Consider the following 255-nt stretch of genomic DNA (forward strand, 5'->3'; position numbering starts at 1 on the left):
GCTGCCCCTCGTAGCGGTAGCGGGTCCCACGCGGGCGGGAGACCCGCAGCGCCCCGTCGCCGTGGCGGGCCAGGACCTGCTGCACGGTGGAGATCGAGGGCAGCGCGGACAGGTCCCCGTCGAGACGTAGCCGGTCACGCAGCTTGCGCGGGCCCCAGCCGTGTTCCTTGCGCAGCCGCCAGATCCGCTCCTCGAGGACCGGGTCGAGCTGGTGGGGACTGCGGTGCGGACGCCGCGAGGCGGGCAGCAACCCGG

Annotated in this window: 1 protein-coding gene; it reads right to left on the reverse strand. The window is 75.3% G+C overall.

What is annotated here, in order from left to right:
- A partial coding sequence (locus QSK00_RS30340; protein ID WP_285597275.1) for a helix-turn-helix domain-containing protein occupies positions 1-255 on the reverse strand: 255 nt, incomplete at both ends.

This window comes from Actinomycetospora sp. NBRC 106378 (genome assembly GCF_030269685.1).
Taxonomy (GTDB): Bacteria; Actinomycetota; Actinomycetes; order Mycobacteriales; family Pseudonocardiaceae; genus Actinomycetospora.